This is a genomic window from Paenibacillus sp. FW101-FHT12H11 (assembly GCF_058790355.1).
In genome coordinates this window covers 489993-505762 of the sequence record NZ_JBYTCO010000003.1, presented here as the reverse complement: position 1 = coordinate 505762, position 15770 = coordinate 489993, and the positions used below count along the sequence as shown (strand labels likewise).

8 protein-coding genes are annotated in these 15770 nt (G+C 45.2%); 1 reads left to right on the top strand and 7 read right to left on the bottom strand.

Features of this window, described 5'->3' with window-relative positions; all coding sequences use genetic code 11:
* Window positions 1–112 precede the first annotated feature (112 nt).
* Entirely contained in the window at window positions 113–1303 is a 1191-nt protein-coding gene (locus AC3WTJ_RS12405) for an MFS transporter (protein WP_492521997.1), read from the top strand.
* A gap of 63 nt (window positions 1304–1366) precedes the next feature.
* On the opposite strand, the gene AC3WTJ_RS12400 is transcribed toward AC3WTJ_RS12405, so the two are convergent.
* From AC3WTJ_RS12400 to AC3WTJ_RS12370, 7 genes are all read right to left on the bottom strand, one after another.
* Window positions 1367–1912 (bottom strand): glutathione peroxidase, encoded by a 546-nt coding sequence (locus AC3WTJ_RS12400; protein WP_492521996.1) that lies wholly within the window; start codon window positions 1910–1912, stop codon window positions 1367–1369.
* Window positions 1913–2093: 181 nt separating this feature from the next.
* A complete protein-coding gene (locus AC3WTJ_RS12395; RefSeq protein ID WP_492521995.1) occupies window positions 2094–3077 on the bottom strand; it encodes a glucosamine inositolphosphorylceramide transferase family protein in 984 nt (327 codons plus the stop codon).
* 147 nt (window positions 3078–3224) lie between these two features.
* Window positions 3225–3572 (bottom strand): helix-turn-helix domain-containing protein, encoded by a 348-nt coding sequence (locus AC3WTJ_RS12390; protein ID WP_157324967.1) that lies wholly within the window; start codon window positions 3570–3572, stop codon window positions 3225–3227.
* Window positions 3569–4519 carry a hypothetical protein gene (locus AC3WTJ_RS12385; RefSeq protein WP_492521994.1) on the bottom strand — a complete coding sequence of 317 codons (951 nt, stop codon included), beginning with the start codon at window positions 4517–4519 and terminating at the stop codon, window positions 3569–3571. The genes AC3WTJ_RS12390 and AC3WTJ_RS12385 overlap by 4 nt, the downstream gene beginning before the upstream one ends.
* A gap of 35 nt (window positions 4520–4554) precedes the next feature.
* On the bottom strand, window positions 4555–5220 hold the full coding sequence (locus AC3WTJ_RS12380; protein ID WP_492521993.1) for a YoaK family protein: 666 nt from the start codon (window positions 5218–5220) through the stop codon (window positions 4555–4557).
* 46 nt (window positions 5221–5266) lie between these two features.
* Window positions 5267–6880, bottom strand: coding sequence for an ATP-binding protein (locus AC3WTJ_RS12375; protein WP_492521992.1), 1614 nt, complete (start codon window positions 6878–6880; stop codon window positions 5267–5269).
* A gap of 167 nt (window positions 6881–7047) precedes the next feature.
* On the bottom strand, window positions 7048–15744 hold the full coding sequence (locus tag AC3WTJ_RS12370; RefSeq protein WP_492521991.1) for a cadherin-like beta sandwich domain-containing protein: 8697 nt from the start codon (window positions 15742–15744) through the stop codon (window positions 7048–7050).
* Window positions 15745–15770: the final 26 nt, after the last annotated feature.

Here is a 15770-nt window from a genome sequence, read left to right as displayed (position 1 = left end):
ACACCTCATTCATTCCTTCTAATCAATGAGATTATAGCATGAAATGCATTGGAATAAATAACAGATTTCAATTACGATGAGTATAGGAATTTCAAAGAAAGGATTGAGCATCGTGAATCGTAAATTCGTTGTTTATCTTGTTGCGTTTGCTGCATTTCTTGGACCGTTCACGCAAACCATTTACACCCCGGTGTTACCCGAGGTTGCCAGCCAGCTCCAATCCACCTCATTCGTCGTCAACTTGACGATTTCCGTGTTCACCTTATTTCTTGCCATGATGCAGGTGATTTATGGTCCGCTCACGGACTTAAAAGGGCGCCGCAAAGTCATGCTGTTCGGAATAACCCTGTATGTTATGGCTTCGGTTGGCTGTTTCTTCTCTGACACGATAGCGCTGCTGCTAATCTCCCGAGCGCTGCAGGCGATTGGCATCGCTGCCGGATCTGTCGTGGCCGTTACGGTCATCAGCGATTTATTCGAAGGAAGAGAACGCGGCCAAGCAATGGGAACCTTTCAAATGCTCGTTTCGTTAGGCCCTGTGCTCGGACCGGTCATCGGCGGCTTCCTTAGCGGGCTGTTCCATTTTCATTCCGTATTTCTCGCGCTTGCGGCAACGGGTATGCTTGTGTTGGTTTTCAACTACCTTTATTTGAAGGAAACGAAGCCGGACAACATCGAAGGCGGGCGGTTTCAACTGCGGGATTTTGCAGGCATTCTTCAGAATCGGATCGGATCTTCCATTATCTATCTTGGGTTCATTCAATATTACGTGTTTTATTATTTCCTGGTCTTCTTGCCGAATATTTTAACCGAGCGTTACGGCTTGTCAGCTGAGCAAAAGGGTCTTGTCTTTCTGCCGATGTCGCTTGGCATCGTGGTTGGCAGTTATTTAGGCGGGAAAATTCAAACACGGATAGAAGGGGAAAAGCTGCTCGTTCTGACGACGTATCTAAATGCAATTTCGATCCTGTTTTTCCTGATCTTCTACGCAATTTCTTTACCATGGCTGTTGGTTGGCATTATTTTATTTGGCTTATTTCTCGGACTCTCGCTTCCGGTGCAAACCACGCTGCTGACTGGAGCGTTCACGAAAAACCGTGCGACCGCTGTCGGAGCATACAACCTTTTCCGATATATGGGAATGGCTCTCAGCCCGATCGTTGGCAGCCTATTTTACCGTATCGGCGGCTATTACTTGTTGTACGGTTTTATCGTGGTAGCCTTTCTGGCCTTTGCCTTTCTGTTATCGCGACGTCTCCTTGGCGCACAAGTAACGAGTAGTCCGTCCTTTGAAAAAGGATGAGTTATGCATTGTGTTAACAAGCATAAAGCCAGCAAACTCAAAGGTTTGCAGGCTTTCCTTATGCTACAACAACGATGCAATTTTAGTATCAATTTCAGAGGGCAACACCGTTGATTCGAATCTTGCTATGACTTGTCCTTCACGATCAATTAAAAACTTAGAGAAGTTCCATTTAATCCCGTCGCCCATATAGATGTCCGGATATTTTTCACGCAGAAACTCGTCCATCCATAGACCATCCTTCGTCTGCGTATCAAACCCTTTAAAAGGTGCTTGCTGTGTAAGATATTGAAATAATGGGTGAGTAGATGGACCTCTTACATCCGTTTTCTCAAACAATGGGAATGTGATCCCGAAGTTATTCTCGCAAAATACTTGTACTTCCGAATTGCTGGATGGCTCTTTCTCGTTAAATTGGTTGCATGGAAATGCTAGTATTTCAAAACCTTGTTCTTGACGAGATTCATAAAGATTTTGTAAATCAGCAAATTGACGCGAAAAACTACATTTACTTGCAGTGTTGACAATGAGAAGAACTTTCCCTCTGTAGTCTGACAGATTGACTTGCTTTCCGTCTATCAGATTTGCCTGAAAGTGATAAATTGACATGGTAATGTTGTTCCTCCTCTTGTTCTGGTAATTATTGATATACTTATCATATGGTCAAAGTTCCTATTGGTCTAATATATTAAATCGATTATCTTTATAGTTAATTCCAATAAACCTCCCATGCTTCGCACTCCGTTATAAATAAAAAAATCCGCGACCTCCGCGGATTAGATGTTGGTTACTACCATAACTGAGCAATAAGCTGCAATTTTTTAATAATAGTGCGAGACAGCTTGTAAGAGCTATAGAAAGGTCTGTTCACGAAGCGTTTAGTCTTCCAAGCGAGATAGTTCTGTTCTTTGAAAAAATGCCCATCAACCGCGATCATCCACTTATTATCCTTCATTTGGAGATGATCGATATGATGCATGCCATCCTTCCGCCAGCTTCCCTGTTGGCCAGATCCCGTCAGCAAACCAGGCTCAATGGCCTCCTCTGCATATTCTGTCTCACTCAGCTTCGTGATTCGAAAAGCTCTAACCATCTTCCCGTACGATGGAACCCCATCTTGTGTAAACCGGTAAATCTCCCCATCCTGACAAACCACTTTTCCCGCCGGTCGAGATATATGCTGATCATTTTTAATAATAGGATTACAGGGATGTTCCACCCATTCTCCGTCCACACGGTCAGCATAGAACAAATAAAGATTCCTTCCATCTTTGCTGCCAACGAACATCCACCACTTCTGATCATGATAGAAAAGGGTCGGGTCCACAAATGGGCCAGATAGCAGCTGTTTTTTTCTCTCCCAGTTATACGGAAATTGCATGGATTTATATAAAAATACGCCACCTGCTTCCGACGACTCCGGCAGCATATAATAGTCATTCTCATATGTAAATACGTTTGGATAAGACAGGTGAAAACTCTCTTTAAGGACAACTCGGTCATAATGCCATATTTCCCCGTCCGTACTGACAGCAACCGCAATTTCACCGCGTTCAGAATGTTTATTCAACACTTCAAAAAATACATAATACTTCGAACCATCCGAAACTACGAAAGGATCCGCTACAAACTCTGCCTCAACATCGGTAACATCCGAGCACTGAAGAGTAGGGTAGGTCAAATCAAGTGTGTTAGCTCTTTTTGGATAAATCGTGTCACTTTCTATAATCTTAATCGACCATACGGCAAGCTCAATTTTTTTGTTAAGATTCAACAATGTGCCTCCTCAGAAGAACGGTTATTCTAAATTATAAAGTTCTTCCAGGAATTTTTCAACTATTGATGAATTAATATGAATTTTTATCTTCTAAAGTTGAATCTCATGACACAATTGAAAAAGGAAAGCCTTTCTTCCCTATTTTTATTTTCGAAAAAATGAACGAAGCCAATCCGCCAGCAAATCTCCCTTCTTATAATAGATTTCATCCTTTACTTTATTGTTGATGGCACTCCATATTTCAAGTTCTGTTTCACTTAAGTTATGAACCTCATTTTGATCATCATCAACAAATTGGGCGAAGTAGTCCAATGGAATTCCGTAGAACTTTGAAATGTTGGCCATGATTTCGAACGAGGCCGATTTTCTTTGCCCTTTTTCAAGCAGACTCATATATTGTAAGGTTATACCGGTCGCAGAAGCCGCTTCTTCCAAGGTTAATCCTTTCTTTTTACGCAGACGTCTTAATTCTTGACCCAGCCGCTGACTCATTTGTATCCTCCTGTCGTAAGAATTTTTTTTAAATTAAACACATAATACCAACTGATTACCGCTTCTAAAATCGTGACCCATATTTCCTCAAGAAAGAGTGGGGACTTTTTGTATTTTCTTAACTCGCAGTGAATCCATTCATGTACCAGCGTATCCAGTTGCTCCGGATAATCCAGTTTATGATCAATCACAATGATACGTTTGTTTGGATAATAGATTCCCTTTATGGAGCCCAAATCCATCAATAGAACCTGCAGCTGAAGTCTTGTACCAATGAGAGAGATGAGCTGCTTGACATGTGATTCGTTCACTTGCATCCTTCTCGAATGACAGACTTTAACAACAATTAAATACGCCAAAAAAGCTGACATGACGACCGGATAATTGAAATAATTGAATACGGCCATATAAGGAAAAATGACACCGATTTCAAACCAAGTCGGTATGAACGTTGAAACGACTGGCGAGGTGGTCAGCTTACCGGACTCAAAAAATGAGAAAAAGTAAGCGAGCACCCAGTTTACCACAAAAAGCAGAAATAAGGTTCCCAGACGGCTGATGTAGGAGTGCGATGTCCAATTATAAAAAGAATTGCCTAAGACAATCGTAATCAAGCTGATTGACAGAGACGGCAGCAGATCATACCAGATGCTAACCCTTCTTTTCAACCAAATGATCAGCGCATCCGGAACAAGGTAGAAGAAACTATATAAAATCGAATGTTTTGCAAAAATAATGAGGCCGATCACGATGATAAAATAAGGAAGCCAAATCTTATTGAAAAGATGCATATAAATCCGTTCGATGATGGCTATTGATATGAGGAATAAGACTAGCAGCCAGTTGATTTTTGCCGGGAAGGTGATGCATTCAGAAACTATCACTAGCGCAATCACTGGAAAAATGAATACGTATGATTTTGGCCCCAGAAATTTTGTCTTATTCATGCATACCCCTTTTGTATGAGTTCTTCTCATCATTTTTAACGAAAGCGGATTGCCGCCATTGTCACAAGCCCGACCAACAGAGCTACTGGTATCCAGATGGACGCAAAGAGTGCGTGCGGTTCCAAAATAGCGGTAATTACCGCACCGAGACAATAAATGGCTACCGCCCATGTGCGCAACCATGCGTCTGCAGTAAAACGATTAGCTCGGCGAAAATGAGCAATGGTATCCTCAATGACATTCGCCAGATTATTGGTCAAAACTGTCGTTGAAATCCCTGCCACTTTCAAATGTCTGGCGACTGTCGTTTGCATGCCCATCCCCATACTCAATAGTAAAATGAGGATATATAAGTTCCTATCGCTGTCTCCCGCATAGGAGAGCAAAGCCGCAACCAAAAGCAGAAGAGCTTCGACGCCTAACGCAGCCGTTACTCCTCTGGACCAAATCTGCTCTTCCCGACCTCGCTTCACGATCATAGTTGCGAGGGCGATACCGGCAACAAAACCAATAAAAGCAAGAATGGAACGAAGCACAGCTAGCGGCTGCGCTTGCCCGATAGCGATTCCGATCAGCACAAGATTACCTGTCATATTAGCTGTGAAGACATGTCCCAGTCCCAAATAGCCGATCACATCAACGATGCCCGATATCAGGCAAAGCACCAAGACTGATCCGTTAAGGTATGTACGTGTTGGCAAAATCCATCAATCCTCCCATCCATTAATATGGCTAGGATCAGTTAAATCATGCTTGAAGTAACGGCAGCCGAATTTCTACTAAAGTTCCTTCATTCATTTTACTTGAATAGGTAATATCACCTTCATGCTGCTTAATAATCTTCTTGCAAATCATTAAACCAAGCCCAGTCCCCTTCTCCTTTAAACTGTAAAAAGGCTCCCCTAATTTCGGCAATAGCTCCTCCGGAATGCCGCAACCGTGATCTTTAATGGCAATCACACCATGACGCTCCCCGTCTTTGCGCAAACAAATTTGGATCTCTCCGCCATCAGGCATCGACTCCATTGCGTTCTTGATGATATTCAGAAGCATCTGTTTTAACTGATTTTTTTCTCCGCTGATCGGGAAGTGTGTCGCTTCGTAGCTCAATTGAAATTCAATATTTTTCAGGAGTGCTTCGGGGGATAAAATCTCAGTTGTGTATTTCACCAGCTCACGCAGGTCAGTAACTGTAAGTTGTGTCAATTGAGGTTTGGCTAATGAAAGAAATTCACTGGTAATGGCTTCAATCCGTTCGAGTTCGGATAACAGCAATTCATTGTGTTTTCTCGAATAATTGCCTTCTTTGTATACTTGTAGGAATCCCTTTATTGTCGTTAAAGGATTTCGAATTTCATGCGCAATCCCTGCCGCGAGCTCTCCGACAATCGAAAGCTTTTCTGACTGCAATAGAATTTCTTCCGCTTTTTTGCGGTCGGAAATATCGCGGCTGATGACGATGACATAATGACTACCTTTGACAGGCTGGCAGCGGGATTCAAACTCTTTCCAATGTCCTTCTTTATGTTTAAGGCGAACTTCCAATGAATAGCCTTCCTGCCCCCCAATCATCGTCGAAATCGTTTGACGAAAGATTTCCAAGTCCTTAGGGTGCACCAACATGCACAATAGATTCCCTATTAATTCGTGGTGTTCATACCCTAACACAAGCTCGTGGGAAGGAGAAAAATAACTCACCGTATGATTTTGATCCATAACGATGATCAAATCGGAAGTATGATTAGCAATCAGCTTGTACTTCGATTCGCTTTTTTCCAGCGTCGCTTCCATATATTTATTTTGCCTATTAATTCTTAAAAGCCGATCATTCGATTCGATCAGCAAGCCGCCCAAAATGACGCCTAACATGACAAACAGGACATATTGCAAATGAAATAACGGCTCGGTCAATAAGATATGAAACGACAGGATCGTTACCAAATATCCCGCAACATAAGCCATAAAAAGTGAGCCGATTTTTTTGGATTGTGAGCTGTGAGACATGATTTTATGTACAACACACAAAATCATCATATTGATCATCCAGCCTATGATTGCCGGAGCCCAATTTCCACCGGAAACAAGTCTGGTAAGCAGTGAGAATAACCCGGTTATCACCCCAGGGATCGGCCCAAAATAAGCAAAAACAAGAATAACGGGCGCGTATCTAATATCGTAGGCATACCCTTGCTGCTTGATAGAAAGGATGACGAGAATAACCGAAACAACCCCAGCATAAAGGCTTGCCCACAAACTAAAATACTTAATCGGCTTTTGGTGAATAAACGACCGGATGACCAATGGAGTGCTGACTAGCAGTGAAAATATAGCAATATTGACTATAAAGTCAAATAGAATCATAACTCCCTCACTTCTGTTAAATTCTTAAACTTGTTAGCGCATACTTCATATATTAAACCAACTCTGCAGCTTCTACCAGCAAAATAACAAGTTTAGAGAAACATGCGTTTTAACACGTAAAAGCCCATGAGCAGTTCATGCTCATGGGCTTTAATGTTTAAAACTTATTAATGACTAGGTACCACGTATACACTGCCATCAGACAACGTTTGTACGGTGCCGGAGGCTGATTCAATCTCACGAAGTGCCCAATGCTCCTGCGGTACATCCGGCCAGCTCGATGACTTCACATCGGCGGTCGGCCGCTTAAACAATCGGTTCAAAATCGTTACTGCTTCCGCACGATTCAATTGCTTTTCCGGCAGGAAGGTGCCATCCGAATACCCCTGCAAAATGCCCGCTTGCGAAGCTTTCTTAATGGCTTCGAAAGCCCAATGCTTTTGCGTATCGCTGTATCCCGCATAGGTGCTAACAGCATCTCCCGCAGGAAGCAGCCTTGCAGCAATGCTGGCCATTTCCCCGCGCGTAATCGCGTCATCCGGGCGGAAGCCGGTGTCATCGCCAAGCATCACGCCTGCGCGTTGCATATTGGCAATGGCTTCTGCCGCCCAATGTTCTTTGGCAACGTCCGGATAACCGCTAGGTTGCGCCGAAGCCGAATCATTGTTGATCGTACCAGCGCCAATCCGATTCAAAACCATCGCCAATTCCGCACGCGTAATGGCTTGTGATGGGCGGAATGTGCCGTCCGGATAACCGGACAAATAAGGTTTCAGTGCATTCGCTCCATTTTTCTGAATAATGGTAAATGTACTGAACTTACTGATCTCAATAGCAATACCGACTGGTTTGCCATCCGCATCATAACGGATTTCTCCGTGCGTTAGCACTTTTTCGCCGTCGCTATGTTCAATGTACACAGCCAGCTCATCCAAAATTTGTTTAGCCGCTGCTGCGTTATCCGGCAGGCTGAGGTTATTCAGCGGAAATACGACTTCCGTCTTGTATCCTGAATAGTTTGTCTCAATCTTGACCGGTTGACCAATAATGGAGACAGATCGGTCTCCTGCATCTTTGAGCACAAGCTCAGCAGCTTGCACGCGTTTTGTGACTTCACTGCGCTCAGCTTCAACACGGACCGGAATAATTCGGAAGTAAGCATCCTTACCGTCTTTGCCCATTTGCTTCAGGGACTCAGCCGATACCGTAATCTGGCCGTCAGGCAGCACCAGTTGCAGCGACAATCCGCCACCAGCAAGCAAGCTAACCGTTTCTGCATTTAAGCTGACAATGCGCTCATCTGCTGGATTTTTCGGCAAATCCGTTACATAGATGCGAGCAACATGGTCATTGTTCTGTACAGCTTTTTCCAAAATCGTACGTGCATCCGTGGCATCCAATTTCACCGTATCGAGCGATTTGCCATCTGATGATTGGGTCCTCACGATGTTGGTTTGGAATGTCCAGCCTCCTGAGCTTCCTACTACTGTCGTTTGGCGAATATTAGAACCAGAATCTAATTGCTCTGATTCTCCTATACGTTCTACATCGATGGAATAGGTCTGTGAAGACTTCAGGTCCGCCGACTCCACATTTACAATAATCGCATTGCTTCCAATGCCTATATCAGGTAAAAAGGTGCCGCCGCCTTTTTGTTTAACATGCTGTACCGTTACAGTCGCCTCTGGATCATTAGTAATCGCCGTGATTATCGTTTTGCCATTCTGGGTTGTTGTAATCGTTTTGTATTTAAGCTTGTATGGCGTAAAAGCACCTTCCAAGATCGTATCTGCCTGCAAACTCGCTAATAATGGCGGCTGTCCAGGCACTGTCTGCTTACGCAATACAGAAACGTTATAGGTGAGCGTCGTTCCATCTTGAGCTTTAACCTCAATAGCATAGGTTTGTGCATCCTTAGTAAATGGAAGGGGCAAGACCGCTCCGCTTGTTACCTTTTGACCATCGATATGAATTTCTGCATCCGACTGTTCGGGAACTGGCAGAAGCTTAAACTCGACCGCTGTGTAAGGCACTAGTACCTCATAATTTTTCACTGCCGGGTTAAAATCAGTTAACAGATCAGCTCCGTCCGTAGCAAGCCCCAAGCTTTGCAACAACGCATTGCCACTTGGTTCCCGCCATACGGCTACTTGGTACGTGCGTGTTTCCGCACCGTCCGGAGAAGTAACCACCACAGGCACTTGATTCTCGCCAACTTGCAGCTGAATCGCTTGGGATGCTTGCCCGCTCTGAACAGATTGTCCTTTTACCTTAATGCTGGAACCTGCTTTCATAGCACCAGGTGTCAAGGTTACTGTGTCCACGGTGTTATCCACATAAACAGCGTAGCTTTCTTCCGCCCCTGTGAAGGCTTGAGCCGGGATCACATCGCTTTTTTGCGAGGCCGTGGCATTCGTAAGTTTCAATGTAGCCAACAATGCTTCATTGGAACCTGTTCCATCAAGACTTAGTGTATAGAACTTGTCTCCTGCACTATCGGAATGCACTTTGATGGAGACCGATTTCCCTGTAACAGGTACCGCGATATCGACATAACCGCTCTCAGAAACTGTCTTGCCGTCAATCGTCACGACAGAAGCAGCAGCCATCGGAACTGCATAAACACGGACGTTGTCCGAATAAGCTAAAGCTTGATAAGCCGTTGTACCGAATTGATATGGGGCGCGCATCTGCGCGTTGCCAGTTGTCAATGCGGCTAGATCGCTAGGAGTTGTCGGAATCGCTTCGGCAACACCCCGAATGACTTCAAAACCATACTCGGTTTTGTTGCCAGCCCCGTCCGTAGCCGTCATCGTGAACTGCACTCGATCCGTCGATGTTCCCCACTCCAATGGTGCGTAATAGTCGAATTTTCCTTTATCATCCAAGGGAACATTCGTACCGTTCACAACAAGCTTGGCTCCCGCATCTGTTTGACCGGTGATATAAACCCTGCTTGTATCCGTAACTATACCATTTAGTAAAATCGGCTTGCCCTGCGCGTCATTGCCTCCGGAAGCGATCAACATCGGTCCGGTGCGGTCAATGAACACCTTGCGGTATGCTGTACTGCGGTCACCGCGCTCATTCACGGCTTCAACCAATACGTTATACTCCCGCTCTTTCAGTACAGCCGTTTGAAGCAGATCTTGCAGAACAAACGTGTAAGTTCCCCCAGCTGCTACGTGTTCGCTGCTGCCAAGCTGCTGTCCATTCACGGACAAAGTAATCGCAGCGTCTTGATCGGAAGTCACCTTCAAGGAAGCTTGTTCAGCTGTTGTAAGCAACAACGTCTCTTCATTTCCGTCATATGACGTATACGTTTGTTTAATGACGGGTTGTGCGCCAGCATCAAGCGCCACAGCTAACGTTGACGGCTGCGGAACTGGCAAATCCGTCGTCACACTCGCAGATGTTGGGCTGAGCACAACACGCCCTTGCTCATTGCCAATAGCCGAAACGGCTATCTGGTAAGTTGCTCCAGCCGTTAATCCAGTCATTACGGCGTTCTGCTCACTTCCCGCTTCAGGCTTTATATCCATCGCCGGAACTGCCGTTTTGCCGCTCGTGCTGTCACTTACCCAGATACGATAAGCAGTCACGTTACCTGCAATAGAAGCAAAGTGCAAGGATATTTCTCCATTTCCTGTAGAAAGCACGTTAGGTTGCTCAGGTGTGCTCAGTGAAATAGGCGCAGTCACCTCTACGGTTGTTTCCGCAATAGCATGGATCGGTGCTTTATCTGCACTTTCCCCTACTACAGAAAGATAGTAAGTTCCAGGCAGCATGGAAGTCGGAAGATCAATAGCTTTACTGCCGGAAGATGGCAGACCGCTTTGGATCACTTCTCCAACCCATTGATCGGCGCTGTCCGTTAGCATCATGGTTACTTGGGCATCAGAGGATGCATTCTCCATGGACCACGCTACTTTAATACGATTTTCCACGTCTGCTACAGCAGTCACGGAAGCCTTGATCTCTGGTTGAGGAATTAATTTCTGCATTTGAAGATCAACTTTTTTCGCGTTTTGAATCATCCATTTGCCAGCTGGTGCATTCAGAAGTGATACGTAAAGCGTATCCCTGCCGTCGTTCACTGGATTTGGTGTTGAAATATTCGTCTGCTCAAGCGGATCTCCGCTAGGGCTTGCACTCGATACTCGGTCTGACGCCGGTTGCAAATAGGCGTTGCCAGCAGGAGCATCAAAATTCAGCGTGTACGGCGAACCGTCAGGTGCCGTAATCACCGTGTTGGCATTTCCGCCGCTGACCGTCAACATATAATCGCCCTTTTCGGCGATATCAAAATATTTGCTAAATCGGCCTTCCATCGTCAGTGGTTTAATCGACTTAAACTTCCTTGTCGACTTGTAGGCAACAACACTCGTAAAACTGCTGCTTACAACTTTCCACTGTCCGCTCAAATCAGTACCATCCAGCAAAAACGTTTTCTTCTGCTGTGATTCATCATACAGCACATTCAAACCTGGCAAACTCGGGTCAGGTTGAAGCTTGTACAATTCACCATTTGGAGCATACAGCTTTGTCTGCTCATTCGCCCCGTAAATCTCTACAATCGCTTGACCATTATCTGTCTTGGTCATATCAAACACGGTAGGATAAGCTTGATCCTGCACCCACTGCGCAACATCCTCGATTTTCACCTTAGATGGTACTGTGCTTAATACGGCGCTTGGACTTGTGCCTGCGCTTATCATCCATGTTCCGGCCTCGACCGCATCCACTAACGTGTACACATGACCATTGGCGTCGCGCAAAGCATTCCAATTCGGTTCGTTCTGTGCCGTATTCAGACTGTATGGCCGTCCATCTGGTTTGTACACTATAACATCGCCTTGAGCTTCACCAACGTTAAGTACGTAGCTTCCACGCTCTTTCACTGTAAATGAAGTAACCGAGCGATCCGGTGTTTGCGACCACAGCTCCGCCAACTGATTCAAGTTCAGCGATTCGTTAGCAAATAACAATTCATTCACTTGAATGTGACTACTCGTGTTTGTTGTTAGACTCCATTTGCCAGCAAACAATGATACGCGCATATAGGTCGTTTGGTTGGCCGCATCATAGCTAATTTCTGGAAGTATGGTCTGTTCAAGACCTTTTCCTGATGGAGTAGCTTTTAAAACAGCAGCTCGTTGGTCTCCTGTCAAGGCAATCAGTGCCGTGAAGGAGCGATCCGCCGCAAAAGAAGCCGTCGACTTCCCGTTTGTAGCATTGGTTTCCGTTGTAATTAGAGGCGTTTGATCCAGCGATGTAAGCTGTCCATTCACAATGCGCGCTTTCGCATCGATATGCACCGGTTCCTCCGGTTGGAAAGACAGGCTGACCGGTTTTAGATCAAAGACGCGCTTGAGCGGGTTCGCAGCAGCGATCCTGACCTCATTGCCCTCTTTAATCTGTTTCCCTGAATCCGTATTCCTTAAGAACAATTCTTCCGCAATGTCCAGCCATGGTTCTGCTGCGTCCATAAAATCGGAAACATTGTTCACGAAATCCAGACCTTTTTCCCACCAGGACTTCTTAGGCGGCTCTGCTTCCACTTCGAACAGAATCGTATTGTTGTTGAACGTATACTTTAGATTAGCGCCTACGCCGTTATGTTTGAAAGTACCGTATATCCCTGTTTCATTTACACTGAGTGCAACGTTACTTACTGTCGCTCCGCCTATACGCGGAATCCCTTTTGGAACATAAACCGTTCCTTTAATTGCGCCGTTGAATCCTTTTTGGTTAAAAGAGTACGTGCCAATGGCTCCTTTGACGACTTCAAAAAGATTGATGTCGCCTTTCGTCGCAAAGCCCGGAGAAGAAAATCCTTTGATTCCAGCCGTTGCCGGATTCACTACTGTTTGCATGTTCATGTTCTTCACTGGCAGCCAATAGTAATATTCCGTTCCGCTGCCGTTAAAACCGTAGGTCGTTAGATCCGTATTAATGGAATCCGTACCGATCAGATTAAACTTGTAATTCGCCTGAGGATGCTTCATTTCAGGGACAATAACATCGTTCACAGATCCGGTGACAGCGAATTTTTGAGGAATCTGAGACATCTCAGCAAGTTTGTCCACGCTGCCGAACAGATAATTGACTTGAAGACCTGTCGACGCCAGCTTCACTTTCTGATACATGCCAAAGTTTACGCTATCCAAACGTCCTTGTTTGGTTCTCATATTCAAATCGAAGCTTAACTTCGTATCCGGTATGCTGCCTGTCCCCTGAACACCGACATAAGGAATGCGGCTTTCCACGACGAATTTGGTATCACTTGCTTTGATTGGGCCAACTTGAAAGCTATTTTTCATCGTAAAGGTGCCCGACAAATCAAAGCGGTTATTGCGGAATTTCAGACCATCAAACGGCACAGTTTCCTTAACCTTTTGACTGCCTACCTGCAAGCCGATTTCCAGATCACCGGTTAGGCGCAGGCCTTCTTTTGTGAAAATAAGCGAGCTTGCTTTGACGGGCATGTCCATATTCAAGTAGTCCGTCACTTCCGAACCGTTCAAGTCGAAAGAGAACTTGTCTGATGTGATGGTAAACGGCCCGTCATGAATCGTGTAGGATAGATTCGACCCGAGAGTTCCACCGCCATTGACGTATAAGCGGCCGTTGCCAGTTATTGTGGCTGGGTTAGTTTGTTTGTTAACAACAAGACTAGATCCCTTGAACATGACCGAGTCGTTAATAACTACTGGTTCAGTCGTGTCGTTAAGAACATAGATGCCAAGCTTTTTTTCATCCGGTTCTTCTGTGAAGGACCCTTGCAATCCAAGACTGTTTACTTCATTGCTTGCAGATGTACTAGGTACATCTACTCTGGCGAAGTTTCTTGGTTTGTAGAAGTCTAGTGCTGTTATTAGAAGACCGTCTGGGAAGACATAGTCGCCATAGTAAAGATGATTCAGATGTATATCATAATTCCCTGGAGGCAAAGCCCCATCTTTTTCATCCCAGAATAACTCCAATTGACGCTCATTAATAACATTGGTTTTAAGGTTATATTGGGTGCCATCCTTGCTTTGCAAATAGTAATGCATATCTCCTACAGGTTTACGAAATAGATTAGGAATGCCTGTACCCACTGCGACCAATCGCTTCTTGTCTTTCACATGCAGAACCGATGGGCCAATCCTGTCGTACTTAAGAACATCAGGTGTTTTTATCGTCTGATCATCATCATTCAAGATGATTGGCACTGGTTCCGTATAGCTCTTACCAATTTCGTTGGCTGCATAGCCGCGAACTTGATATTTTTGCTGCCACTTCAGACCCTTTAATACAACTGTAAAGGAGCTTGTTCCTTCTTCTGTACCTGTATAAGGTACTTGGATCCATTTGTCAAATTTCTGTTCTTCTCCTTCAACTTTTGGAAGGTATTCCCGGTACTCTACTCCTCGTGCGGTAATGTCTTTAGTACCGTCATCATAGACATTCGTAACTACGCTTATAGTGTCATCTATATGTTTTGGATCAAAATAGATCATCTCCATCGGATCCACTGTAAGCTTAACACCAGGCGCTGTCGGAGGCGTATAGCCATACAGCCAGGTTTCGTTCATGTTGCCTGCGGGTACAGAATCAACTACTGAGCCGAAAACTTTATCCATGATACTAATTTGATCGCGACTTCCGCCGAACATAACGAAGTTTTTGCCGTCAAACGCCATGTTGGCATAACTTAATGGGAAAGGCACCTGATTGGGTTGCCCTTGGACCTCATAAACCTTTCCGTCCTTATCCACATTACTTTTATACATAACCCCGGTGGAGAATTTTAAAGGAGCTTTTTCCCAACCGCTTTTATACCAGCCATAAGCCATGCTACCGAACGTCGGAGGGTACGTACTCGTTGGCAGCTTTAATTTTTTAACCAATTCGTTATCATAATTATGGACATAGTCGCGTTCTCCGCCAAAAAAGACAACGCGGCGCCCATCATAGGCCATCGCTTGCCCCCATCGGCCGTAACCCTCCGGACCATCCGTCGAACTCCATGACTTGGTTTCCCGGTTCCACTTCCATAATAATGGGGAGCTGTCATCGTGCGTGACCGACTTCGTTACTTTCGTACCAGTACTCGTATACTCTTTCGTAATAGATCCTGCATTCCCGCCGTAGAGCACAGCTGTTTGACCGTCAAAAGCCATCTGCCCGCCATAAGCAGCAGGCGGCTTTTCAGTAGGATTAGCCTCCGTCCAGCCCGTTCCATTCCACAGCCATGTATCATCTTGAAGAGTCTTAGAACTTCCGCTGCCCGAATATCCGCCGAATAGAACCAACTGTTCTCCATCGAAGGCAATTTGAGCGCCTCCGCGAGCTGTCGGGGAGTCAGGAAGACCTGTAAGTTGCTCCCATTCTTCATTCATACCATCCCAAAGCCAAGTATCACCCAGCAGTACGCCGGACGGACCTTCGCCTCCGAATAGAAGAACTTTCCCAGTGCCTGGATCATAAGCCATGGCTGCACCTTTGCGTTTTGGAGGAGAGCTCGCAAGGTTCAGGCGTTCCTGCCAAGTTTTTTGTTTACCATCCCATATCCATGTCTCATCAAAGAACTTGTTGTTATCCTGGCCTCCGAACATGAGCACATTCTCTGCCATCTCGTCAAAGACCATGGAGGCACCTTGTCTAGCAGCAGGCGAAAGATTCGGTGTTACTCTACTCCATGTATAATCCGTAATTTTTGTTGCTGGACCGTATGTATTCTGCAGCACTGTGTTGGTTCCGTTAGCCACTCCTGCAGCTTGTGCAACACTCAACCCGCCGTGTAAGAGCGGTATGTACTGTAGTAACAATGCAGCAATTAATAGTTTGGCCCATCCGGCTTTCCGACGTCTATTCAACGTTTACTCCCCTTTTCATAGTTTTC

Coding starts and splice junctions, on each gene's coding strand:
- AC3WTJ_RS12390 (WP_157324967.1), bottom strand. CDS start 3,572: ATGAGTCAGCGGCTGGGTCAAGAATTAAGACGTCTGCGTAAAAAGAAA.
- AC3WTJ_RS12400 (WP_492521996.1), bottom strand. CDS start 1,912: ATGTCAATTTATCACTTTCAGGCAAATCTGATAGACGGAAAGCAAGTC.
- AC3WTJ_RS12385 (WP_492521994.1), bottom strand. CDS start 4,519: ATGAATAAGACAAAATTTCTGGGGCCAAAATCATACGTATTCATTTTT.
- AC3WTJ_RS12375 (WP_492521992.1), bottom strand. CDS start 6,880: ATGATTCTATTTGACTTTATAGTCAATATTGCTATATTTTCACTGCTA.